This is a genomic window from Peribacillus sp. NPDC097225, from assembly GCF_044761955.1.
Taxonomy (GTDB): domain Bacteria; phylum Bacillota; class Bacilli; order Bacillales; family DSM-1321; genus Peribacillus.
This window is the reverse complement of record NZ_JBIWDJ010000002.1, coordinates 152,107-176,554: the sequence shown is the minus strand read 5'-3', so window position 1 is coordinate 176,554 and position 24,448 is coordinate 152,107. Positions and strand designations below refer to the sequence as shown.

The 24,448-nt window shown below is 31.5% G+C and carries 20 protein-coding genes and 2 pseudogenes; 2 read left to right on the top strand and 20 right to left on the bottom strand.

What is annotated here, in order from left to right:
* Nucleotides 1–69: 69 nt before the first annotated feature.
* From ACIQXH_RS06755 to galE, 20 genes and pseudogenes are all read right to left on the bottom strand, one after another.
* Nucleotides 70–474, bottom strand: coding sequence for a C40 family peptidase (locus ACIQXH_RS06755; protein ID WP_402873229.1), 405 nt, complete (start codon nt 472–474; stop codon nt 70–72).
* Nucleotides 475–702: 228 nt separating this feature from the next.
* A complete protein-coding gene (locus ACIQXH_RS06750) occupies nt 703–1,329 on the bottom strand; it encodes a metal-dependent hydrolase (protein WP_402873037.1) in 627 nt (208 codons plus the stop codon).
* Nucleotides 1,330–1,839: 510 nt separating this feature from the next.
* Entirely contained in the window at nt 1,840–3,555 is a 1,716-nt protein-coding gene (locus ACIQXH_RS06745; protein WP_402873039.1) for a M20/M25/M40 family metallo-hydrolase, read from the bottom strand.
* A gap of 370 nt (nt 3,556–3,925) precedes the next feature.
* Nucleotides 3,926–4,993, bottom strand: a complete 1,068-nt coding sequence (locus tag ACIQXH_RS06740) for a peptidoglycan bridge formation glycyltransferase FemA/FemB family protein (RefSeq protein WP_403122819.1) — start codon at nt 4,991–4,993, stop codon at nt 3,926–3,928.
* Nucleotides 4,994–5,053: 60 nt separating this feature from the next.
* Nucleotides 5,054–6,103 (bottom strand): dTDP-glucose 4,6-dehydratase, encoded by a 1,050-nt coding sequence (rfbB, locus tag ACIQXH_RS06735; protein WP_402873044.1) that lies wholly within the window; start codon nt 6,101–6,103, stop codon nt 5,054–5,056.
* A 94-nt stretch (nt 6,104–6,197) separates the two neighbouring features.
* Entirely contained in the window at nt 6,198–7,289 is a 1,092-nt protein-coding gene (locus ACIQXH_RS06730) for a DegT/DnrJ/EryC1/StrS family aminotransferase (RefSeq protein ID WP_402873046.1), read from the bottom strand.
* On the bottom strand, nt 7,249–8,160 hold the full coding sequence (gene rfbA, locus ACIQXH_RS06725) for a glucose-1-phosphate thymidylyltransferase RfbA (RefSeq protein ID WP_402873232.1): 912 nt from the start codon (nt 8,158–8,160) through the stop codon (nt 7,249–7,251). Before rfbA ends, ACIQXH_RS06730 begins: the two co-directional genes overlap by 41 nt.
* A gap of 65 nt (nt 8,161–8,225) precedes the next feature.
* Nucleotides 8,226–8,738, bottom strand: a complete 513-nt coding sequence (locus tag ACIQXH_RS06720) for a GNAT family N-acetyltransferase (RefSeq protein WP_402873048.1) — start codon at nt 8,736–8,738, stop codon at nt 8,226–8,228.
* A gap of 6 nt (nt 8,739–8,744) precedes the next feature.
* Nucleotides 8,745–10,241, bottom strand: coding sequence for a lipopolysaccharide biosynthesis protein (locus ACIQXH_RS06715; protein WP_402873050.1), 1,497 nt, complete (start codon nt 10,239–10,241; stop codon nt 8,745–8,747).
* Complete coding sequence (locus ACIQXH_RS06710) at nt 10,238–11,230, bottom strand: glycosyltransferase (RefSeq protein ID WP_403122816.1); 993 nt, start codon at nt 11,228–11,230, stop codon at nt 10,238–10,240. Before ACIQXH_RS06710 ends, ACIQXH_RS06715 begins: the two co-directional genes overlap by 4 nt.
* An 11-nt stretch (nt 11,231–11,241) precedes the next feature.
* Entirely contained in the window at nt 11,242–12,525 is a 1,284-nt protein-coding gene (locus tag ACIQXH_RS06705) for a glycosyltransferase family 4 protein (RefSeq protein ID WP_402873055.1), read from the bottom strand.
* A gap of 19 nt (nt 12,526–12,544) precedes the next feature.
* Complete coding sequence (locus ACIQXH_RS06700) at nt 12,545–13,855, bottom strand: hypothetical protein (protein ID WP_402873058.1); 1,311 nt, start codon at nt 13,853–13,855, stop codon at nt 12,545–12,547.
* Nucleotides 13,856–14,031: 176 nt separating this feature from the next.
* Entirely contained in the window at nt 14,032–15,264 is a 1,233-nt protein-coding gene (locus tag ACIQXH_RS06695; RefSeq protein ID WP_402873061.1) for a glycosyltransferase, read from the bottom strand.
* On the bottom strand, nt 15,265–16,392 hold the full coding sequence (wecB, locus tag ACIQXH_RS06690; RefSeq protein ID WP_402873063.1) for a non-hydrolyzing UDP-N-acetylglucosamine 2-epimerase: 1,128 nt from the start codon (nt 16,390–16,392) through the stop codon (nt 15,265–15,267).
* A gap of 59 nt (nt 16,393–16,451) precedes the next feature.
* Nucleotides 16,452–17,506 (bottom strand): annotated as a pseudogene (locus ACIQXH_RS06685) (polysaccharide biosynthesis C-terminal domain-containing protein).
* Nucleotides 17,507–17,627: 121 nt separating this feature from the next.
* Nucleotides 17,628–18,671: a polysaccharide biosynthesis protein gene (locus ACIQXH_RS06680; protein WP_403122814.1), complete on the bottom strand. Its 1,044-nt coding sequence runs from the start codon at nt 18,669–18,671 to the stop codon at nt 17,628–17,630.
* A gap of 15 nt (nt 18,672–18,686) precedes the next feature.
* On the bottom strand, nt 18,687–19,376 hold the full coding sequence (locus tag ACIQXH_RS06675) for a glycosyltransferase family 4 protein (protein ID WP_403122812.1): 690 nt from the start codon (nt 19,374–19,376) through the stop codon (nt 18,687–18,689).
* A complete protein-coding gene (locus tag ACIQXH_RS06670) occupies nt 19,358–19,882 on the bottom strand; it encodes a glycosyltransferase family protein (protein WP_403122809.1) in 525 nt (174 codons plus the stop codon). The genes ACIQXH_RS06675 and ACIQXH_RS06670 overlap by 19 nt, the downstream gene beginning before the upstream one ends.
* 73 nt (nt 19,883–19,955) lie before the next feature.
* Complete coding sequence (locus ACIQXH_RS06665; RefSeq protein WP_402873074.1) at nt 19,956–20,303, bottom strand: helix-turn-helix domain-containing protein; 348 nt, start codon at nt 20,301–20,303, stop codon at nt 19,956–19,958.
* Nucleotides 20,304–20,488: 185 nt separating this feature from the next.
* Nucleotides 20,489–21,604, bottom strand: coding sequence for a UDP-glucose 4-epimerase GalE (gene galE / locus ACIQXH_RS06660; RefSeq protein WP_403123246.1), 1,116 nt, complete (start codon nt 21,602–21,604; stop codon nt 20,489–20,491).
* A 780-nt stretch (nt 21,605–22,384) separates the two neighbouring features.
* Here galE and ACIQXH_RS06655 point away from each other — a divergent pair.
* Nucleotides 22,385–23,354, top strand: a pseudogene (locus ACIQXH_RS06655) (IS3 family transposase); the annotation flags it as partial.
* Nucleotides 23,355–23,737: 383 nt separating this feature from the next.
* A complete protein-coding gene (locus tag ACIQXH_RS06650) occupies nt 23,738–24,406 on the top strand; it encodes a VTT domain-containing protein (protein ID WP_402873077.1) in 669 nt (222 codons plus the stop codon).
* Nucleotides 24,407–24,448 lie beyond the last annotated feature (42 nt).

Sequence of the window (24,448 nt, the reverse complement as noted above, 5' to 3'; positions counted from 1 at the left end):
ATTTGTTAAATAAAAAAAGAGACTGAATTCAGCCTCAATTTCCGTTTCTATAAGGAATAGTTTTACTAATTATATACGTTTTGCCCCAATATACTGTGGTTTCCAATAACTATTATTCGTCTTTGCGTAGGAAACTCCCTTGGAAGATGCGGAGTGTATGAATTTATTGTCACCTATATATATCGCTACATGCGTTGGTTTTTTTGCTTTATTCGGTGAGAAGAACATTAGATCCCCTTTTTTCAAGGTTTTAACTTTCTTTCCTTTTTTGTAAATGTCAGCAGCTGTTCGCGGTAATGTCTTTCCAGCTTTGTTATATGAATATTTCACCAAACCTGAACAGTCAAAACCGGAAGAAGACATACCACCCATTTTATATTTCGTCCCTAATTCACTTTTAGCGGTTTTAATTGCTTTGGTATGATAAGATGCAGCTTCTACATTGTTTCCAGTAAAGGAACCAAATCCAATCATTGTAACTAACGACAATCCGACAAAAATTTTCTTTAACAATATAACTTACCCCCTGATGCAATATGCTAAACCTAATATACTAGAAAAGTCATAACATGCGCATCACAGGGACTTTACAATTATATTACATTAGTAGATTTAGGAAATAAACGATACTAAAATAAAGATCACCTTGTATAAAAGGAAAGAAGCCGCAATGTCTCTATTAAAGAAACACTGCGGCTCTTCCTAAAATTCCTTTGAGAAAAATGGTAGCAATAACTTTACCCCCCGTTTATTAAAGGGCAGAAACTTCATATCAGCCAGCAAATGACTTATGTACCCTAAAATGCAAGTAGTGAAAATCCCTTCAGTCCCCAATGTCTCTTGGAACTGAAACGCAATCACTCCAAAGAATAGAATCCCCGCTATCGAATGGGTATAACTACGGTGCGGTGTAAAGGAAGCTAGTATAATATAAACTCCTAAAAGCCATAGCCAGCTAATATCTAAAGACAGCCCAGTCCCTAAAATACCAAGCCCTGTAAGAGTTAGCATATGTCTTTGTGTTATAAATGAAGAAATGATAATAATACCAATACCTGCGCCTACACCTAGCCATCTCTCCGTTTCAGAACTTGCTAGAAGACTATAAATGATCATAAGCACTCCGATGGTTTGAGCCAAAGTTCGAATGAATTTGTGTGAAAAGGTAATCTTATTACTCAACTTTCCGTCAATATCCATGTCAGGCATTAATCCTGAAACTCCACCTACACCGACTAGAAATAACGTAGTGGTTGGATCGGTCTGTAGAGTGTTCGCCGTTAGAAATCCTACTGTTGCCCCTATTGCCATATGTGCTGTTCCGTTCACTTTCTCTCCCCTGTTCCTCTAAGAAGTAGCTTACAAACAAGTAACGAATGTTTGTTCGAATCTTGTCTTTTTAACTATACATTATTTTGGATTAATTTTCTTTAAATTAGGGAAGAAAATTTACCAGTATGGTTTTCCTGTGAAAATCTGGTTATATTAGTTGGAAGCTGGTAAGGAATTGCTTTTACGAATGACAATCCATAAGGAGAATACAAGAACCGTAATCTGCTCAGGGTTATGATAAGATTCAATTTCGTGAAAATCTGAAATCTATATTGAAAAATGGCCAAAATCATTCTATTAATGTAATTATTCTTGAGGTGATTAGACTCGATTAGACCTAGAATCTGACCATATCGACCCCAATAATTTAAAGACACCATTGTCCATCCTTTGCATTGCATTCAACGAAGACATAGTTAGTTTTCTATTGTGTGAATTTAATGGCTTAATTGCATTTCTAATGTTTAAATGTTTCTAGCTTTTAGATAATTTTTGAAATTTATTAATTTATAAAACGTTACTCCAAAAAAGAAAAAAAGTGCCAATTGATAATAAAAGCACCGGCAATCCAAAAAAAGATCCTAGTTTTAATGTAGATAGTATAGGGATAATAAAAACTCCTAATAAAGATATAAGCGCTAAAAGAACTCCTACTGATTTTAATGTAAGTAAAATATACATCAAATATATAACTGGGGCAGTTAGAAGAAGAACAAGTATCGTAAATCCTATCGTGATTATATATCCCTTTAAAGAATATACTTTTTCTAATTTCATCATTAAATTTAGGCCTATTAATCCAAATAGCAAAGGCCATGCAAAGATATAACTGGACCCTATAAAGAGAACACTTGTTATAACTAACAATAGAAGCCAAGCAAGTAATGCTCCCATAGTAAGATTAAAGACATTAATTTTTTTAGAAACTAATTGATAAACAAGTGCATTTATGGAGAATAGTATAAATATCATTCCTACAAAAATGACATTACTGTCTATAGTCTGAGTATTCTCGGGGTGCATATTGGAGAAGATACCCCATAAAATCCGACCAAGAGTATATCCTAAACCAAGTGTAATCAAAAAAAGAAAGAATCCCAAGCTTGTACCAGTTAATGTAACTTTCTTCCTCTTATGTCCATGTATAAATGAAAAAATATAAAAACCAATAGTAATAAACATTATTGGGATAACAAAAAGCTCAGAATATGTAATAATATATCTCCCTAATACGTTAAAATATATTTTATTACCTTCTTTTTTTTCAACTAAATTCAAATTACCGAAATGCTGTACTAGATGTACCATATAATCACCATGATGTTGGAGACTACTTAGACTCAAATTTTCTATATTATCATGATTTGTATGATATCTACTTTCCCCCTCGAAGAAACCAAAGTTCAAACCCTGCATACCCGATTGTTTAAAAATTGTTAAATCAGTATCATGCGGGAGTACTTTATATAGATTATAAATGAAAGAATGCGCAACTGGGTTTGGAGCCCCTTTTATAAATTCAGAAATCAACCTAGAATTTCCTTCACTTGTCTCAAATAAAACAGATGGGCCCATACTTCCACGAGCTTCAAAGTTAAACACTAAACCTACTTCTCTTGCCCATGGATGTTGATTCACAAATGCTTGTGCCCCTAATAGTCCACTTTCTTCACCATCTGTTATTAAAATAATAACATCATTTTTCAAAGTCGGTGATTCTGACAAAATTCTTACCGTTTCTAAAATTGATGCCACACCTGAACCATCATCAGCAGCCCCTGGACTAGTCGGTACAGAATCATAATGTGATGCAATCATAATAGCCTTTGATGAATCTTTACCTGGAATTCTTGCGATAATGTTTTCTATTTTCCCATCATAAACAATACCCCATTCTGTGATGAAGCTGTCTGACTTTTGTATTTCAGGAGATACACCTAAATTTTTCAAAGACTTCATTAAATAATCTCTCACTCGATCATGCTCTTCAGAACCAAGTGGATGAGGTTTAACTGCAAATTCTTTTAAATGAGACATAGCTCTTTCAGCAGAAAATTGTTTTGTACTTGAATTAAGCGTAAGAACTTCTGGTGATCGGAACTGTAAAAAACTTATCCAAATGGCTGACATAATCAAAATGATAAACAAAAATAAAATAAAAATATTTTTAACAAATGTACCAGTCTTTAAAGAGGGTAAGGTAAAACTTGATATCTTTTTCATTTTTTCACCTCTTTTCAATTTTATGAAATTAATAAGAATCCTTAGCTTCCTTTATGCTACTACTGAAAACTATAGTGGGTAGCCGATATTATATATTTCTGAAAGTAGAAATGAGAATATTAAAAATATTTTTCGAGTAATATGTAATACTTTAGTGTTTCATTCCAAAAAGGTTTTTATCTAAAAAACGATACTGCCAATCAGGATAAGATATTAATTTTAATAGAACACCCGCTCCACAATTGGCTAGTTAACCCTCATGGATTTTTTCTAGATCAACTATTCTTATTAATCGATTTGAAAAATAAAGTTAATAAGTTAATATCTCCTTTTAAATTTAATTTTTATATATAATTTTTTTCCCTAGTAGCTAAGTTAAATCCCGGTATGAAGGGAAAAAATCAGTTTTGGAACTTCCTGAAAAATCATTTATTATAGATTTTGACAGTTCATTATATATTTTTTCGTTAATGATGTTCTTTCCAAGAAAGTAATAAAGTGAATCATTATTTGAAAATGATTTCTTGAATTTGTAAAGACTATCATTTTCCTTATAACCCCCCCCTAAATGAAGTGCTTTCAAATCAAAAGATTTAGTGAACTCTATCATTGTATCGAATAATAAGTTATTGGGTCTTAGAAATAAATATTCTGTCTTTGAAGCTCCCAAATGATAATGAGCAAACTCCTTTCCAATAATCAATAATATTCCACCAATAATTTGCTCATTAAATCTAGCTAATAAAAGATAGGATTTACTTAATTTCGTTTCTTCCATTTGTCCATAGAAGTAGGATTTGTTGAAATAATAAAACTTCGACGCATTATTGCGATCCATTGTTTCATAATATAAATTCATAAAAATTTCTATATCTTCCCTAGTATTTGAAACATTAACTTGTACTCCTTCTCTAATGGCTTTTCGAATATTTCTTTTATTGGTAGAAGAGTAATTATTTCTTATCTCTTCTAAAGAAAGAGTTAAATCTATTGCTTCCGTTCTTCGAATATAATCAACTCTCATAGTATTCTTAATATAGTCATAATTATTAATTAATGGGTGTAAGCTAATTGTCTCGGTAATAATATTGTTATTTAAACAATAGTTATTAAAATGTTCATAAAACTTTTTAATTACACTCGGTTTCCCTTCCAAAACAGGTCCCCCATAGCCGTATGGAGTTATAATATCAAAGTATCCTTCCTTTATATCAATCTTCCTTTTAATAAATGGATAAAATACTTTTCCATCTTCATTTTCATAAAAAACTGCTTCTGTTAAACCGTCTTCAAACGCAGCAAATAAATTTAAATACTCCTTAGAATAATAAATATCTAAATGTTGGAACTTTTCAATGACCTTTACCCAATCATCTTCTGTACCTAAATGTATAATTTTTTCCGATAAACTAGATTCAAAAACATTAAAACCTTCCATTAAACCACCCTTTTTATTAGTTGATTATATTTTTATATGGTGTTTTTACAATTTCATATTTTAATTAATATTAGACATAAATTTTTTCTCATTGGAAAGCTTTAGATAATGCAAAATCGTTTTCTCAATTCCCTTCTCAAAAGTATACTCTGCTTGAAATCCCAACTGGTTCCGTAATTTCGAATCATCAATTGCATACCTAAAATCATGTCCAGGTCGATCTTTAACAAATTCAATTAATTCTCTATAACTTGTAATTCCTTTTTCATTAATTTGAGTAGGACTTTGTCTATCAAGAAAGTCACATATTGTATGAGCAATTTCAATATTTGTCTTCTCACAATGGCCACCTATTAAATAGGTCTCTCCTGGCTTTCCTTCAAAAAAAACTTTTTCTATCGCAAAACAATGATCCAGTACATATAACCAATCACGAATATTCTGTCCATCTCCATATATTGTTATAGGCTCTAAATCTAATGCTTTTTTGATAATCGCCGGAATTAGTTTTTCATCGTGTTGATTCGGTCCATAATTGTTTGAACAGTTGGTAGAAATAACATTCATATCATATGTATGAAAATAACTCCGTACCAACATATCTGAAGAGGCTTTACTTGCAGAATAGGGACTGTTTGGAGAATAAGATGAATCTTCATTGAAAAATCCATTAATTCCTAGAGTTCCATATACTTCATCAGTAGAAATATGATGAAATCTAGCCTTTTGATATTGTTTTTTATAAGTACCTATACCGTCCATCCAAGCTTTCCGGGCTGTTTCAAGCAAAGTAAATGTTCCTAGGACATTTGTTTGCACAAATAGTGCTGGATTTTGAATTGAATTATCTACGTGTGACTCCGCTGCAAAATGAATAACCCCATCAATTTGATACTGTTCAAAGGTCTTCTTAACAAGTAATTGATCACAAATATCTCCTTGAATAAATGAATGACGGGGATGACTCAGAATATCTTTAAGATTTTCAAGTTTCCCTGCGGAGGTCAATTTATCAAAGTTCACGATATGAATATCCTCATACTTATCTAAAATGTATGAAACAAAATTAGAACCTATAAATCCTGCCCCTCCTGTAATAAGTAAGTTCATTTATTCTCACTCCCTTTTCAAATATGAATTTTTGTATTAATTATGTTTTCTAATTTTATATATAAGCAGGTGTTATTAAAAATTGAAGGTATTGTTAGTTAACCAGTGCTTTTGTTCTCTTCCCCATTATCAATGCAGATATTTTTATAACATCGTTCATACTTAAATCGCTAAATAAAGGCAAACATAAAATTCTCTTAGATATATCTTCAGATATGGGACAAGAGATAATGGTTGTTAAATACGGTAGTTTATTTAAAGATGGATTAAAATATCTCTTTGTCTCTATATCATTTTCCATTAATTTATTTTTTATATATAGTAGTTCTTTTTCTGACTCAAAAACTACGGGGTAATATGAATAGTTATATTTAATGTCATCCGAAATAAAGGGCCTTTCATAATTACTTGCCAAAAGTGCATCATACGTTTCAGTTAAGTTCTTCCTGTGGATAAAGATATCATCAATATATTTTAAATTACATAAGCCCATTGCTGCATGAAACTCGGAGTTCTTTGCATTAATTCCTGGTGTGTAATGCTGTCCACTGTCAAACCCGAAACTTCTTAATAATCTAATGTCCTGATCTAATTCTATTTCCGCATTATTTATTACGGCCCCACCTTCTATAGTATGAAAGAGCTTTGTTGAATGAAAGCTTATGGTGGATATGTCTCCAAATCCTAGGACGGATTTCCCTTTGTATTGGACACCGAAAGCATGTGCAGCATCATAAATCACTTTAAGTCCATGCTTTTTTGCGATAATCTCGATTTTTTCTATATCACATGGTATACCAAATACATGAGTAGCTAAAATTGCCTCCGTTTTACTCGTAATAGCTTCCTCAATTTTATTTGGGTCAATACAAAAGGTTTTTGGATCAATATCTACAAATACGGGGTCACAATTCTCCCATAAAATAGATGTTGTTGTCGCAACAAACGAAAAAGGGGTGGTAATGACTTCATCCTTTATTCCCAAAGTTCTTATTGCTAGCTGTAGAGCAATAGTGCCATTGCTGACAAAGTGGAGAGAGGATATATTTAGGTAATCCTCTAACTGCTTCTCTAACTGGGTTACATATACACCGTTATTTGTTAACCACTTCGTATCCCATAACTTTGAAATTAAACTGTAATATTCATCTTTTGGAGGCAGAAAGGGTTGAGTAACCGGAATCATCTATAAACCTCCCATTCACTAATTCATTTAAATAAGTACCGTAGTCGTTTTTATATTGAAGCGCTATTGATAACACTTCATCAGAGGAGACCCAATTGTTCCGATAACTGATTTCTTCTAAACAGGCTATTTTATAACCTTGCCTCTTTTCAATAGTCTCAACAAATTGGCCAGCTTCTAAAAAACTTTCAAATGTCCCTGTATCAAGCCAAGTAAATCCTCGACCAAGAAGACCTACTTTCAGTTTTTTTCTTTTTAAATAAACTTGATTGATATCCGTAATTTCTAATTCACCTCTAACAGATGGCCTAATATTTTTTGCAATCTCAATTACGTTATTATCGTAAAAATATAAGCCTGTTACAGCATAATTAGACTTTGGAAATGCTGGCTTTTCTTCTATAGACAAAGCGTTATTCTCATGATCAATTTCCACAATCCCAAAACGCTCTGGATCTTTTACTTGATATCCAAAAACAATTGCACCCTCATTTAGGGTTGAAGCAGTTTTTAGTAAAGGAGTAAATCCCTGTCCATAAAAAATATTATCACCTAGTATAAGGCAGACATTATCATTACCTATGAATTCTTCTCCAATAATAAAAGCATCCGCTAGCCCTCTTGGATGCTTTTGAATTGCATATTCAAGTTTTATTCCCAATTTAGATCCATCACCAAGTAAATTCATAAAAAGAGGAATATCTTTCGGTGTAGAAATGATCAGTATTTCCCTAATCCCTGATAACATAAGAACAGATAGTGGATAATAAATCATAGGTTTATCATATATCGGTAACAATTGTTTTGATATAGCTTGAGTTATCGGATATAATCTCGTCCCATTACCTCCAGCTAAAATGATACCCTTCATCATAAGTCCGCCTCCAAATTAATAAGTAAATTCAAATATCCATTTAATTATTTGAATTCTTTAAATTAAGGTACGTTGAGCTCTTTAGTAATAATATAAGAATTTTTCTCGGTCTCACTACTAATATGAAAATCATATCCAGTGAATAATGTAATCATTTTAGAATTGCTTTTATTAACTTCTGCCTTTATCAACTCCATTCCCATTTCTTTTGAAAATTGAATACCAAAGTCTATTAAAATTGGTGCGATATTCCTCCCTTGATGTGTCGGTAAAATTCCTATGGAACTACAATAAGCTGTTTTAGTGATGAGATCATTCACATATATTGAAAGTATGCTTATATCGTTATCGTCCTCAACTAAAATAAAGTTATATGCATTTTCAATTAACTTTTTTGAATAGTCTTTCAGCTCAACATCATTATCACTCGGTAATAAATAATTTGAATCCATTTTGTATATAAAGGAATCTAATCTTTCTAAACTATCAATATCATTAATAAGTAAGCTAAAATCCAACCCCATTTTTCTCAGTACATTTTTATATTTTTGAAAACTAATCGTATTCATTTTCATCTAATACTAAGCTCCCTTCGAATTGATTTTCCTCTGCTTGGCTTTCTTTAAAAATTGAAAAAGAACTTGACAAATTGTTTCAAACTCTTTTATTTTAAATATCCAGCTTACTAATACATATAGCAAGGAACCACTGCTTATCTGTATAAAAAGTTTAATAAGTTTACTAACAGGTAATACAATACCTAGCAAATAAACAAAACTACCCATAAAAACAGAAAACAGAAAAATTGGTAGGATATCTTTAATCTGTTGTGAAATGGAATACGCAATTTCTCTAGCTGAATAATAAGCATTAATAACTAAAGAAAGGTATGAACATATTATTGCAGCTCCTATTAACCCTATAATGCCTAATGAAAAATAAATTGATACAACAATTAGAAATGTTAATAGTATTTTCTTAATAATCTCCAGTTTTAGGAATATGCTTGACTTCCCCTTAACTTGGAGAATGTTCAAATTTATAGCATGAAGTGGGTATAGCATTCCAGCTATACATAAAAGTTTAAAGTATATGATAGATCCAAACCATCTTGGTCCTAGTAAAACAGGGATGAGTGTGTCAGAAACAGCTATTAATCCAGACATAATAGGAAACATTATATATGCAGATGTTCTTATAATCCTTTGAAACCCATATCTTAAGCGGTCTTTATCTTCTTGGATACTACTTAATACTGGATAAGTTACTCGTTGAATAGCACTAGTTATGGAGATTGTAAACATATCGCCTAGTTTAACCGCGTTAGTATATAATCCTAATTGAGCAGCTGGATATAATCTTCCTATGATTATCGAAAATAAATTATTGTATATAGTATCTATTAAACCAGAAATTAATAATTTGAATCCGAAACCAAAGAGTCGTTTAAATGATGGTATACTAAAAAAAAATATGGGAAACCATTTATTATTGGTCCATAATAGTACTGTTTGGGTTATCTGTAAGGTTAGCGTTTGAGCAACAAGACTCCACACACCGTAACCACGTAAGGCAAAAATTATCGCGACAAAACCTGAAATAGTTGCAGCTAAAAGATTTATCTTAGTTTGTGTTTTAAAGTCTATTTTCTTTATAAGAATCACTCTTTGAATAATCCCTAAAGAATTAATAATAAGACCTAATGATAGTACTCTTAATAAAGGGATTAGTTGTTCCTCTTTAAAAAAGCTACTAAAAATTGGAGCGAAAAAATAAAGTATAATGAATAATGAGCAAGACATGAACAAATTAAAAAAGAATACAGTAGAATAGTCAGATTCACTAGCATAACTTTCTCGAATTAGAGCTTGAGTAAACCCACTATCTATTATTAAATTAGATAATGCTATAAATATAACTAGCATTCCAATGAAACCGAAATTCTCAGGAGATAATTGCCTTGCAAGAATCATAATAACAATAAATTGGATTCCCTGTGTGCCCAATAATTCTGCAAAACTCCAAATTAATCCCCTTATAGTTTTTATTTTCAGATCATTTCCCTGATTTAATTTCATTTAGTGTTTAAAACAAAAATTCTCAATTTATTTAACTTGGCATATACCGAAGGAAAATAGTACCTTGAGTATATTATTATTTTATCTTTTAAACCCAGTCCAGCAAGAATTCGTTTATAATATTTCCTACTTTTTTTACCTTGCCAATCACCATTTATAACCGATATTTGAAATTCGAAAATCTTTTTTACATCATCAATTTCATTCTTATATTTATAATTAGAATATCTATCAAATTCCTCATAAAATTTAATAAATCTCATTAAAAGCTTGATTTTTTTTTCTTGTGTGTCATTCATTTTTACCCAATTTGTTGTAGATGATCCCTCAACTCCAAATCTATAAGCTGACATATATTCGTCTATATAATAAGCATAACCATTGCTGGAGGTAATTAGTTTTATTACATTATCTCCAGCAACAGAGTTAATACACCATTGTGGAGGGTTATCTAATAGGTGCTTAGGATAAATAAAGGATGCTGTAGGAATATACCCTAGCAAAGCAAGTTCTCCTGCTGAATATTTTGTGTTTTTCCTCAAGTAATATTTTTTATTATTTTTCATCCAGGGAACAACTGCTCTACGAACTAATGTTTTATTAGAGTCAATTACTTTTGCATTATGGAAACACAAAGTGCATTCGGGGTTTTCTTCCATATATTCTACTTGTTTTTGTAATTTGAGGGGGTCAGTCCAAAAATCATCACCCTCGCATAATGCTATAAATTTCCCCCGTGATTTTTCATGAATACGGCGTAAGTTTTTCTCAGCTCCTATATTCATTTCAGACGTAATCAATTTAATCTTTTCTGGATATAGATTTACATACTTTTCAATTATTTTTCTAGTATTATCAGTACTGCAATCCTCTCCAATAATTATTTCAAAATCAAAATTCGTTTGCTGTTTCAAAAAGCTTACAATTGCATCTTCAATAAAATTTTCGTGGTTATAAGTGATACAGTTGATACTTACCAAAATACTCATAGATAATCTCCTTATGATGAGATATTAAATATTTTTTTCTTACTGATTGTTAAGTAAATTTCAAGAAGTTTCTTATTGTTAACTTCTGCGTCATGTAATTGAGATGCCTTAATTTTGGATTTCTGAGAAAAGTTTATTGCGATCTTTTCATTTCCGAATATCTCACATATATAATGAGCAAGCATATATGAGGCGTCTGATTGATAAATAAACCCTTCTTCTTTATGTTTTAATAAATCAGAAATGCCACCCACATTTGCAGCAACAGAGGGTACTCCAAGAATCATAGCTTCCCCAAGTGAATTAGGACTATTTTCTATAGTAGAAGGACACACAAATACATTTGACTTTAAGTACTGCTTACACATTTCTTTTTCATTTAACACTCCAGTAAATTGGACTTTTTCTTGTAACTTATACTTTTTAATTAAGCTCTTTATATACTTTCCGTATGACGAAATTTTCAGTTTATTATTTAAGTTTTCATAATTAGTAATATCATGACCACCAATATATATTTTAGCTAATGGATACCTCTTTAATATTATTGGCATTGCTTCAAGTAAAAAATGTAACCCCTTTATGGGATATGAACCTTGACTTACAAATATCGAATACTTTTCACAATAAGTATTATCCCAAGAATATTTATAAAACTCATCCCTTAATGTTTCATTGCAGTGATGATATTGAATTTCTGGATTAATTATAGATGTACAAGCATTATCCCAAGTAGTCCTACCAATAACATGGTTTGTTTTTTGTATAGCTTCTATTTCATATTTCCCCCGCATTACAAATTTATTTTTTTGTAATTTTAAGTTATCTCGCTTGATAAAATCTCTAAATGTATATTTTTTTTGAATTTTATCTGGTATGCCATTCATATAATGCTCAGCAATATATGACAGTAGACCTTGAATGGATATTACAACATTTATATTTTTCTTTTTACACATATTTACCATAGCAAGAGTATGAGCACATTCTGTTCCAAAGATATGCACCAGATCAGGTTTTGATTTTTCAATAATATATAGTAAATTATTGTTTTTTTTCTTTTCTTTATTACTGTAACCAATAGATGGGAAAGTATAGTATATTATGTCCTTGGCTTTTAAAATATTAACTTTTTTTGTCCCTTTTTTTGGAAATGATATTTCCAGTTTAATATTCTTTTCCTTTGCTAAATTAGCGGCTGCATTAACAAGCCATCCGCCGAAAGCTATAGGTTTTTCACTCATAAGTAAACTGGCTTCTGGCAATGGGACATTAGTCACCCATAATATTTTCATTTGATTGATATTTCCTTTCTCATGATTTCTTCGAAAACGCATATGGTAAGTATGGAATTGAGGGTCCAACAACAAATAAAACAAATCCTATTTGGTAAATATAAATAATAGGATTTATAAATCCAAAAATTACAAATAAAAGTTGTGCAGTTAATAAAACGTGAAAGTATGGATGACTAGCATAAAACCTTAACTGTTTTCGAAAATTCAAAAAGATCGCTATAAACAGTGGAAGCGACCCGAATAAACCGTAATATGCCATAAGATCAAGCCACCCGGAGTGTCCTCCAACTTCAGATTTAAAATCATGACCAAATGGTCCGTATATTCCGAATATTGGATTTCTCAAAAAAGTCTCTAAAGATGCTAAATAAAGTTGCCCCCTCCCAGAGGTTTGAGAACCGACTGATTCACTAACAAAGCCTTGCGCAAGATCTAAAAATTTAGAACTAATTACCTCATTTGTTTTGAATAGCTTTGCGCTCTCTATTAAAAAATAGCCAATCATTTCTATAGGATTGATTAAGAACAAGAATAAAAAAACCAATATCATACAAAAAATAAAACTTTTTTTCCCTTTAATCATTACAATCAAAAGAGTTCCTGTTAATAGTACTAGTATGGCGGTAGCGTATGAAGCGGAAATTAGCATAGTAGTTATAATAATATAAATAAAAAGGCAAAGAATTTTGTAAAATTTATTAACATCTTGAACTTTTTTTATAACAAAGTATAAAATTAGAATGTTTATAAAAACAGCACTATAAACAAAACCAAACCCCCCTATACCTAAAGATAAGTAGGTTTGCTGTAATGGGTCGCTTCCTGTAGCAAGTCCCCGTGCAGCAAGAGGATAGTCTTTTAAACCTAAATATGTTTGGGTAGAAGCAATGACATAAAACAGTATTGAAAAAAAAGCTACTTTCCCCAGGACTAAATCATTATTATTGTAGTACATATAATAATGATTTATAAATATTCCACCGATAAATAATATAAAAGTAATCATTACATATTTTCCATCTACTATGCCGTACAAAAAACCACCTGTTAAAATATATGGTAAAAATGTTATTGCCCAAATAATTACCATTACTAAATCAAGGGGTATTCTTTGAAAAACCCACCGGTAATCTGTAGTAAAAAACCAAATTATAAGGATTAATAAGAATGGTATTACTCCCAATTTATAGTTGAAGTAAGGCCATGAGTACCAAGTACACATAAAAAGAATGATCCATTTATTAATATTGGACAGAAAACTGTTAGTTTTAAGACTAGTATCTGAACTAACACCAACATACCTTATTTGTTTTTTATTAGAACGCATATTTTACCTCACTAAATAATGCTGAACCAATATACAATTCAGAAAGTCATTTTATTTATTATTTATATTTAACAGTTAATAGTTTTAATTATTTACTTTACTTTCAATTTGTAGTCAGAATATATAAACCAAACAGCTAACCAAAGATGTTTTAAGGCCAAATAAAATAATGAAATTCAAAATAAACTTATTATTTTTTCCACTTGTTTCATATTATTTTTTTCGGATAAAACATAATTCCTTGCTTTATCTCCAAATTCCATCAATTCATTTGGACTCTTTTCACATACCCTTATTAAAGTATTTGTTATGCTATTTAAGGAATTCCCATTAATAAAATAAATATAATCATTATATTCTTCTGGCATACCCGGTAATTTATAAGCTATAGTAGGTACTCCCGAGACCAAATACTCCATTAACTTTGAGGGAAAGGAATATTTAGTGTATTCACCTTTACTATTTCTTGGGTTTATTAGTACTGTTGCCTTTTTTTGAAGTTTCATAGCCTCTTCTCTACTCACACGTCCATAAAATTCAATTCTGCTATCGCGTTTAGCCATTTCTTTAATTTCTTTTTCGGTTTCACCTGTTCCACAAATTTGTAATCTATAATTTTCCTTATCGATTAGCTCAAACGCCATAAGAAGATCTAAAATACCGTATTTTTCATTTAAACTACCGGTATATAAAATAGTTTTTAAATCACTTTTCTTTCCACTTTCTTTTAAAATGTGAGGTTTAACTTGTTCTTTAATATTTACCATTCCTTCAACAACCACATAAGGTTTATTCTGTAACTTCAGAGTATCAGCCATCTGCTTGGTTAATAACACATAGGAATCAACATAATGTTGCAAACTATTAATCATCTTTATTTCCAACTTTTTTAAAAATTTATAGCTTGCTTTTTCTGTGGAAGTAAGATTCATGAACTGAGGTAAATCAGGTACAACTAAACAAGTTGTTATTGCTGATTGGCTTGCCTTGGCTGTCTTTAAGGCTCTAAGTATAGAATAATCCATAGAATATGCAATAATTACTTTTTTTCGTTCATCTTTAATATTTACCCAGTTTTTAATTTCTCTAGATAGGCTCCAACCACGAGAAAATTTCTTTAAAATTGGAATATTCAAAAAATTAACATCTATATCATTTGCACCTTCTACATGTGACCAATCGTTCCTTTTAATAATCGCTTTCTTATAAAAACTTGGATAAGATCCTATAAATACAGCATTTAATAAATTTATAGGGTGTGAATTTATTAAATCTAGTCCTTCTATAATATTCCACTGAAGGGCGTTCGCAGCAAACTGTACGTTGCTCTTGCTCTCCTTAATGATTTTTTTTTCATTAAATACTCCGCCTAAAAATAAAATATCAAAATTACATGTGGAATTATTCATTTATACTTTTCCCCAAATTACATTATTGATAATTTTTGTATAGTTTTGAATAATCTTTGTAACTTTTACAGATACATTTACATCCTGATAATCATTAGCAAGATATGTTTTCTCGCCTTTCTCCCACATTGCTCTACTCAATTCTACAGCCTGCTCAATATCTTTTTCTGTAATACCACCAATTACTACCGTTCCTTTATCAAGTACTTCTGGACGTTCAGTTGATGTTCTAATCAATACGCCTGGGAAACCTAGAATAGCAGATTCTTCTGATAATGTACCGCTGTCAGAAAGGACTGTGAAAGCATTCATTTGTAGTTGGTTATAGTCAAGAAAACCAAAAGGTTTTAATTTCTTTATAAGGGGATGAAAGGTAATTCCTCTTTCTTCAATCTTTTTGAAACTACGTGGATGAGTCGAATAAATTACTGGAACTTGATATTTTTCTGCAATATTATTAATTGCTTTCATTAGAGAAAAGAAATTATTTTCATTATCTATATTTTCTTCACGATGTGCAGAAATAAGTATATATTTTCCTCTTTCAAGATTTAGTTCTTCGATTACTTTACTATTACGAATACCTTCCATATTCACACTTAATACTTCTGTCATTGGTGAACCAGTCACAAAGATATGATCTTTACGAATACCTTCTGTCAATAGATAACGTCTACTATGCTCTGTGTAAGGAAGGTTAATATCTGCTACATGATCGATAATCATTCTATTAATTTCTTCAGGGACGTTTTGATCAAAACAACGATTTCCTGCTTCCATATGAAAAATTGGTATTTTTAAGCGTTTCGCTGATATTGCACTTAAGCAACTGTTTGTATCTCCTAAAATCAAAAGAGCATCAGGTTCTTCCTGTATTAAGATTTTATAGGAAGAAGTAATAATATTCCCCATTGTTTCACCCAAGTCTTCACCTACGACATTTAAATAATGATTTGGTTTTCTTAGACTTAATTCCTCGAAAAAAATATTATTAAGTGAATAATCCCAATTTTGCCCGGTGTGTACTAAAACATGATTAAAATATCTATCTAATGATTTTATTACTTCAGACAATCTAATAATTTCTGGTCTTGTCCCTACTATTGTCATAACTTTCATCTTTTCCATTTTACTTAAACCTCCACAAAATAAGTATCAGGCTTTTCTGGATTAAAAATTTCACAAGCCTAAAATAAAGTAATGACATCCTTAATTCCAGTATTTTCTATAGAGTGCGAATAACCTGCAGGAATATCTACTACCTCAGGAGTTTCTCCATCCACATTGTATTCAAGTACCTTTTCCGAATAAATATTCCTAAATTTAATAGTAGCTTCTCCTTGAATAACCAGAAACTTTTCTACTTTCGTATGATGCCAATGATTTCCTCTTATAACACCAGGTTTGGTTTTTGAAATGAAAATTTGGCCCATACTTTGAGACTTAATAAACTCTGCAAGCCAACCACGACTGTCTACATTTTTTTTTAGTTTATAAGAAAAATTATCTTCATCTAAATAAGATAAGAAGGTACTATATAATAATCTATCAAATTCACCCTCTAAAGAAGGCATTACTAACGATTTCCGGTTATTATTAAAAGAATAAAGTTTGTCTATTAGTTCACCTAGACAGATTTTGTATGTTACTGGCACTCTACAGTATTCTTTTTCCATTGTTTCATTACCATTTAACGCTCGAGAAAATTCTGCTAATACGTCATCTATATAACATAATGTAAGTTCAGTTTTGGGGTTATTAACCTGTATATCCATTCCTCTTGAAATATTATGGCAAAAGGTTGCAACAACACTGTTATAATTCGGTCTGCACCATTTTCCAAAAAGATTTGGTAGTCTGTAGACTAAAGTTCTAACTCCCACTTCTTTGCTATAAGAGAATACTAACTGTTCGGAAGCTTTCTTACTTCTACCATATGGATTATCTTGATCAGCCTGTGAGGAGGATGTAATTAATATGGGAGATTTATTCTGATTTCTTTTTAAAGATTCTATTAAATTTGATGTGAATTCAAAGTTCCCTTTCATGTATTCGTTTTCATCATTGGGTCTATTTACTCCTGCTAAATGAAATACAAATTCACATTCTTTTGTATATTTGTCTAATAACGAAGCATCTGTTTCTCTTCTGAATTCAAATATTTCGTTATTCTCCTTATTTTCCAAATCTGCAACTAGGTTTTTCCCAAGAAACCAGCTGCCCCTGTAATAAGTATTTTCATAATGACTCAGACCTTTCTATTAATTAAATAAGTTCCTCCCGCAGAGTCTTATTTATATATATTAATTGTTAATGTATCTATTAAGTTATTGAAAAGTTAATAAGGTATATTCATTTAGCTATTAAAGTACCTTTATACTCTCCTTGCTCTCCTTAACCTCTTTTAATTCATTACGAACAAACTCTAATTCAAGTAATTTCTCTTTAATTTGCTCTATATTTAAAATTTGAGTATTTTGGGAGTTATATTCTTCTTCTATTGATAACTTTTTGTCTCCTTTAGCAAAATACTTATCATAGTTCAAATCTCTTTTATCGGATGGTACTCTGAAAAAACCTCCTAAATCTTCTGCTACTAAAAGTTCTTCTCTTGTAAGAAGAGTTTCATAAAGCTTTTCTCCGTGCCTAGTTCCGATTATTTTAATTTCGTTACTTTCGTTAAATAGTTCTAACAGAGCTTTAGCTAAATCTCCTATTTGACATGCCGGAGCTTTTTGAACTAATATGTCACCTGCTTCAGCATGTTGAAAAGCAAATACTACCAATTCCACAGCTTCTTCTAGAGTCATGAGGAATCTAGTCATGTTAGGGTTTGTTATTGTTATTGGTTTTCCACTTTTTATTTGTTCGATAAATAAAGGGATAACTGAACCACGGGAAGCCATTACGTTTCCATATCTTGTTCCACAGATGAGAATACTATCTGAAGAAACTGTGTTGGCCTTTGCAATAAATACCTTTTCCATCATTGCTTTTGAAATGCCCATTGCATTAATAGGATAAGCAGCCTTATCAGTTGACAGACAAATTACCTTTTTTATTCCATAATCTATGGCAGCAGTTAGGACGTGATCAGTACCGATTATATTCGTTTTTACTGCTTCAAGCGGAAAAAACTCACAAGAAGGTACTTGTTTAAATGCTGCTGCATGAAACACGTAGTCTACGTTAAACATAGCATTCTTTATACTTGAAAGATCTCTAACGTCTCCTAAATAAAATTTGAGTTTCTCACTTTTATATAATTTTCGCATATCATCTTGCTTTTTTTCATCACGAGAAAAAATTCGGATTTCTTTTACATCTGTATTTAGGAATCTTTTCATTACCGCGTTTCCAAAGGAACCTGTTCCTCCAGTAATTAATAAAGTTTTATCCTTAAACATACAAATCATCTCCATTTACAAATGCTTGATAATTATATTGACTGTTTCTCTTATATTATAATGTGCTTCTAAGTATTTTCTGCCATTCAGACCCAATTGAGTTCTAAGTTCTTTATTAGTTGAGAGTAGTTTTGCATTATCAATAAAAGACTCTAAGTCCTCGCTTTCTGACCAAAGTCCACTTTCGGCTTCACTTAATATATCTTTTAAATCTGTATTTTTATCTGTTGCGGCAAGTATTGGGAGTGAGTATTCTAAATATGAAGTTAATCTAGAGGGAAAATTAGGTATTGTAAATCTTTTATCTAAAAAAATTAATCCAACATCAGCATTTTCAAGTAATTTATCATATTCATTTTTAGGTAAGTTTTTGTGTAAACTTACATTTTTCGGTTTCGCATTATGTATGTGTTTTTCTATTTTTTCATATTCCGTACCGGATCCTACGATTAAAAGGTGTCCACTATCGACTTTGTGAAAATTTTCTATTACTTTTAATAAGAAATTAATCCCCTGCGGTTTACCTAAGTTTCCTCCATAAACAAATAAAGTTGATTCTTCTGGTATGTGATATTTTTTATAGATTTCTTTATTCACATTTACTCTTATTTCAACAGGCTCAATTGAATTAGGAAAAACCTCGACATTTCTTTTGTCAATAAAAGAATTATGTTGTAAAATGTAGTTTACATTTCCTTTTGACATGCAGCCAATCTTATCTGATAATTGATATAATTTTTTTCTTTTTTTCTAAAATATCTCCATATAAAACCTCTATTTTTAATTAAATCAATATCTACTGCATTTTGTGGAAAAATATCTTTAAGTAATAAATATGTTTTACTTTCATGTTTCTTTTTTAGGTAATTAACAACTTTTACAAAAGTAATTGGTGGAGTTGAATAAATGACTAAGTCAAATCGCACATCTTTAAGATACTTTTTCACTGCCTTGAGGTATTGCTTGTCTATTGTAAGGGTTGATAAACCCTTCTCAATAAAGCTCGTTTTAGTAATATTTCCAGTTCTTACTTTCAAAAGCTTAATATTTCTAATCGAAGTAAGCTCTGTAGGTAATTTTGTTCTCCTTTCCCTCGGAAAGACCACATGCATATTTATACCTCTACTCGCAAGTTCTCTGACAAGGTCCGTATAGATTCCTCTTTCGTCAACATTCTCCATATTTAATAAAGTTATAAATAATACGTTCAAAAAAGTCACCCACTCGAGCTCAAGTTAAATTAATGTAATTTATTTATTAATATCAACATTTAATGTAGATTGTTCATTTACGTTTAGAACTTTCATTTTTCCATTTAATAAACTCAATTAAAGTTTTATATTCGTGGAGTTGATTCTTTTCCACCCCTAATTCCTTTAGTTCATTAAAGAAACCAATCCATTCTTTTTCGATAAGCAGACTTTTCTCCCCTTCCAATCCATTTTTCAATAATGATATGAGATCTACCTTTAAAACTGTCGCAATCTTTTTCATTACTTCCAGGGAAGGATTTTTGTTAATATTACGTTCAATATTACTTAGATATGACTTGGAGATTTTAGACTTTTTAGCAAGTTCTGAGAGGGTATACCCTCTTTTTTTCCTAATTTCAGCTATATTTTTTCCAATCATTCGATTACCTCTTTAACTACTTTGTAGTATATTATTAAAGGTTCTTTAATAAGTTTTAACATCATTTCAACTTCTACCAGATTTTCCATATGTCATTTAAACTATAATGCAAATTTGCTACTTTTTTTGATATTTAATTACGATAAATTTTGAACGTTTTCCTATATTGTTATGATTTTATATTTTTAGGTGTAAGTCTTTTCATCTACTACATTCTTCTCGACTTCTTCCGTACTTTCCATATTCATTAGTCCCGAATCACGTATACGAGAATTTGATATCAACTTATTATCTTGATAACCGTTAGGATTTTTTCTCTGCCATCGCCAAGCATCTCTACACATCTCTATGATTCCCTTCTCTGCTTCCCAGCCCAATTCCATCTTGGCTTTTGATGAATCAGCATAGCAAATTGCTATATCACCTAATCTAGGTTCGCTTAGTTGAAATGGAATCTTTATACCAGTTATCGACTCGAAGGCTGTTATAATTTCTAATACACTATAGCCTTGGCCTGTTCCTAGATTATAAGTGTTTATACTGTTCGTTTTCAGTACTTTGTCAAGAGCGGCCACATGTCCTTTAGCTAAATCAATAACATGAATATAATCCCTAACTCCTGTACCATCAATTGTAGGGTAATGTTGACCAAACACTTTCAGTTCTTTTAGTTCACCTATTGCTACTTTAGTTATAAAAGGCATTAAGTTATTTGGAATTCCATTTGGATTATCACCTATTAGTCCGCTTTCATGAGCGCCAATTGGATTGAAATATCTCAAAATAGAAATACTCCATTGTTTATCGGATATATATATATCTTGAAGTATTTCTTCAATCATTAGCTTTGTCCTACCATATGGGTTCATTGCCTTTAGAGGAAAGTCTTCTGCAATAGGAACTTTATCCGGCATACCATAAACAGTTGCTGAAGAACTGAATACTAATTTCCTAACATGATACTTTTTCATTAGTTTACATAAGTTAATCGTACTATTTATATTTGTTCTATAATACTTGAGTGGCTCAACAACAGATTCCCCAACTGCTTTAAGACCAGCTAAGTGAATAACTGCCTCTATCCTATTTTCTATGAATACTCGTTCTAAATCTTTTTCATTTAACAAATCGATCTGGTGAATTTCAAAAGATTTTCCTGTAATTTTTTGAATTCGTCTTAGTACCTCTGGATTACTATTTGAAAAATTATCAACAATCATCAGATTATATCCGGCATTTAATAATTCAACACTTATGTGGCTTCCAATAAAGCCAGCCCCTCCAGTTACAAGAATCGTTATGCTAAACACCCCCAAATCACGAACTAAATAAAGTGTTAAAATAGTAAATAGGGCATTTAACCCCGCCTCTCACCACACTCTCGACGACTCGCGTCTAAGGTTTATTTCAACCCACAGTATGGTCGAGTGCCTCCATTAATATTGGTAAGGAGACATCACCAAATTTTAATATTGATTTCAAGTCGATATTCTTAATAGCGAACATCCATATTAAAACTGAACTTTGGTATTAAAGCTTTTTAAGTTCGATTTAATTTATAAAAATTAAATAAGGTGTTAAATAATCCCTAAGAGATAAAAGAGTTTTCCTTTCTTATCTAGAAACCCAATTGTTCTTTATAAAGAACTTGTGTGTTATTAAAATACCACCATTCTACACGTTGTGTCAATAACTGGATATCTAAATTAATTCTACTATTTTTTAGTAGTTTCGTATAACAGATTATATTGAATGCGAGTTATGTAAAGTTATATCTCATAAACCAGATTTGATTTTATCATTATCACACATAATTCAAATAAATGATCAAGCGATAAATTTTTCATAGGAAATTAAACTGAGTATAATTTAAACCGCCTCTATATCACAGTTTACCGCTAAACTAAAAAACCACCTAAGCCTTCTACCCTTAACCTTGAATGCCTTGGAGACGTTAAACTTGCTTACTTTTTTAATAAAGCTGAATAAAAATTTCTTCCATTCTAGTACTACGACACTGGAGTCAGTATAGTTTCATGGACACATTTTAGTTAAATCCTTACAATGATTTTTGAGAGGATATGTTCGGATTGGAACGTAAGCATACAGGCAAGAAATATAATAATGAGTTTAAGAAGATTATTGTAAATCTATATCATTCGGGTAACTCAGTAAGAGAATTAAGTGGCGAATATGGCGTATCTGACGTAACAATTTATAAGTGGGTTAAAGAATTTACCCCTATTGGTATAGGGGAAGAGTCCATGACTCCGAAGGAATTGGCTGCGATACAGAAGGAAAACCTTCGGTTAAAGCAAGAAGTTGAAATCCTAAAAAGGCTATGGCCATATTCGCCAAAAAGTAACTGAGACAGATCTCACCGAATTTATCGTGGAACACAAAAACAATATTTCGTAAAGAGAATGTGTGAAGTATTAGAAATCCCAAGAAGCAGTCATTATCAGTCTCTTCAACTAGTCGTATCAAATCGCGAACAGAAAACGAAGAGCTAACGAAAGAAATTCATCTCATTCACTTAGAAAGCAAAGGTCGCTATGGTGCTCCCAAAATCCATGAAATCTTATTAACCAAAGGATTTAGTCTAAGTCTAAAGCGTGTTCAGCGCCTAATGAGTAAGATGGGAATCCGTTCTATCACTAAGAAAAAATACCGTCCTTATCCACCTAAAGAGAAGGTTATACAATTAGAGAATTTGCTCAAACGAGATTTTACCACCCAGACTATTAATGAGAAATGGGCAGCCGATATTACGTATATTCATACGTTAAACGACGGATGGTGTTATTTAGCTTCTGTATTGGATCTTCATTCTAAGAAAATAGTAGGCTATCCCTTTTCGCGTTCTAAGACGACTGAACTGGTTATTCAAGCTTTCAATCACGCACACACTTCACAAAAGTCCACGGAGGGCTTAGTTCTTCATACAGATCATGGCCCACAATATGTGGTGAGTTTACTCAACATATCCAAAATCATCATATTAAGCAATCCTTTAGCCAAAAAGGGTGCCCGTATGATAATGCCTATATTTTGGGGTACCAAAACCCACAAGCGATTGAAAATCAAATTAGAAATACAGCTTAAGATTTTACTTTTGTGTGTCCAAAATATTGACTCAAATCCATGGGTATTTGCTACCCTTTTCTAATTAATAGTCTGGTGGAGAATTTTATTAAAGTTAATATCTACATTCCATAAAAACAATTCACTAATTTTTCACTCCCCAATACATTATAAGACTCAATCCCCCCCATATTCCCAGTTATAAACCATTTACTTGGCATAATATAATATGTAATATTACTAAGGGTGTAAATCTGGCTTTTTCCTTTATCTTTTTATCCGTCTTTGGAATTATTTTTATCAAACTACATTCTAGAATTTTTTATTCTCATAAAGGAGGGTGCATTAATTTGCATAATCTTTTACATTTTACTCAATCGATCGATACGGATCTGACTCAATATATCACTGTTTTCGGTAAACAAATTTATGTCATTTTATTCATCATCATTTTCGCGAAGACGGCTTATATTGTTCTGACTTTCCTGCCTGGAGATGCGACTTTGTTTGCCAGCGGTACCATTGCTGCGATTGGACACTTGAGTTTCCCTACACTTTTGTTCCTTTTCTTCCTTGCAACTGTTGCGGGGGACGCCCAGAATTATTTTATCGGGAACCTGATTGGGAAATCCACGAAGAAAGAAAAGAAATACTCAGTATTTAAGTACATCCCAAATAAATCTATTGAAAAGACCCATCGATTTTTAACCAGTTATGGAAAATACGCGATTATGTTCTCCCGATTCGTTCCTTTACTTAGCACAACCTTACCTTTCATTAGTGGGTTCACACGCTATTCGTTCAAACGATTTATCGGACATAATATGGTCGGAGCGATGGTCTGGACGATCACTTGGGTATGTGCGGGTTACCTACTCGGCAACCTTACATGGGTAGGTAGTCATTTATTCCTCTCATTGCTCGGCATTACTCTTATCAGCTTTATCCCTCCATTCATCGCGTTTACCATTGAATATGCGAAAAAGAAAACAGCTGCCGCAAAAGTCCTTGAAATCTGACTTTTGCCGGCAGCCGTTTTGGCTTCAATTACTATTGTAAAG

What these genes read in the sequence shown, in the direction of transcription:
- ACIQXH_RS06720 (WP_402873048.1), bottom strand. Translation starts at nt 8,738, where the DNA reads ATGAAAATGAATACGATTAGTTTTCAAAAATATAAAAATGTACTGAGA.
- ACIQXH_RS06740 (WP_403122819.1), bottom strand. Translation starts at nt 4,993, where the DNA reads ATGGAAGGTTTTAATGTTTTTGAATCTAGTTTATCGGAAAAAATTATA.
- ACIQXH_RS06715 (WP_402873050.1), bottom strand. Translation starts at nt 10,241, where the DNA reads ATGAAATTAAATCAGGGAAATGATCTGAAAATAAAAACTATAAGGGGA.
- ACIQXH_RS06755 (WP_402873229.1), bottom strand. Translation starts at nt 474, where the DNA reads ATGATTGGATTTGGTTCCTTTACTGGAAACAATGTAGAAGCTGCATCT.
- ACIQXH_RS06695 (WP_402873061.1), bottom strand. Translation starts at nt 15,264, where the DNA reads ATGAATAATTCCACATGTAATTTTGATATTTTATTTTTAGGCGGAGTA.
- ACIQXH_RS06700 (WP_402873058.1), bottom strand. Translation starts at nt 13,855, where the DNA reads ATGCGTTCTAATAAAAAACAAATAAGGTATGTTGGTGTTAGTTCAGAT.
- ACIQXH_RS06675 (WP_403122812.1), bottom strand. Translation starts at nt 19,376, where the DNA reads ATGTCAAAAGGAAATGTAAACTACATTTTACAACATAATTCTTTTATT.
- ACIQXH_RS06730 (WP_402873046.1), bottom strand. Translation starts at nt 7,289, where the DNA reads ATGATTCCGGTTACTCAACCCTTTCTGCCTCCAAAAGATGAATATTAC.
- rfbA (WP_402873232.1), bottom strand. Translation starts at nt 8,160, where the DNA reads ATGAAGGGTATCATTTTAGCTGGAGGTAATGGGACGAGATTATATCCG.
- rfbB (WP_402873044.1), bottom strand. Translation starts at nt 6,103, where the DNA reads ATGAACTTACTTATTACAGGAGGGGCAGGATTTATAGGTTCTAATTTT.
- ACIQXH_RS06745 (WP_402873039.1), bottom strand. Translation starts at nt 3,555, where the DNA reads ATGAAAAAGATATCAAGTTTTACCTTACCCTCTTTAAAGACTGGTACA.
- ACIQXH_RS06665 (WP_402873074.1), bottom strand. Translation starts at nt 20,303, where the DNA reads ATGATTGGAAAAAATATAGCTGAAATTAGGAAAAAAAGAGGGTATACC.
- ACIQXH_RS06705 (WP_402873055.1), bottom strand. Translation starts at nt 12,525, where the DNA reads ATGAAAATATTATGGGTGACTAATGTCCCATTGCCAGAAGCCAGTTTA.
- wecB (WP_402873063.1), bottom strand. Translation starts at nt 16,392, where the DNA reads ATGGAAAAGATGAAAGTTATGACAATAGTAGGGACAAGACCAGAAATT.
- ACIQXH_RS06680 (WP_403122814.1), bottom strand. Translation starts at nt 18,671, where the DNA reads ATGTTTAAGGATAAAACTTTATTAATTACTGGAGGAACAGGTTCCTTT.
- ACIQXH_RS06710 (WP_403122816.1), bottom strand. Translation starts at nt 11,230, where the DNA reads ATGAGTATTTTGGTAAGTATCAACTGTATCACTTATAACCACGAAAAT.